Genomic DNA, 386 nt, shown 5'->3' on the forward strand with positions numbered 1-386 from the left:
AAAGACAAACAGCCAGAGAGAGAGAGAGAGAGAGAGAGAGAAATCCGATTTAAAGGATAATTAAATTTTTCTTGTAGCCGCCTGCGATTCTCTCTGTTTTTTTTGGGGGGGGGAGGGGAAGAAGGTGGGAGGAAAGAGATGGGAGGGGAGAGAAAGAAAGATCGAAATCCATCGTTTTCAATTTTTCTTCCTCCTCGGTCGTTACTTGAAGAGATCCTTCAACTTATCCACGGCAAGTCATTGCCCGCTGAAAAAGATTTTTAAAAAAAATTCGCGATTTCTCACTCAATCTGAATTTCATCCGTCTTTCTGGACTTAAGTGGTTTCAGTGATGGGAAGTTTTAGAAATGGAAATTCGATTTCGGGAGAATGCAGAAAAAAATGTG

This window comes from Sodalis-like endosymbiont of Proechinophthirus fluctus (assembly GCF_001602625.1).
Classification (GTDB): domain Bacteria; phylum Pseudomonadota; class Gammaproteobacteria; order Enterobacterales; family Enterobacteriaceae.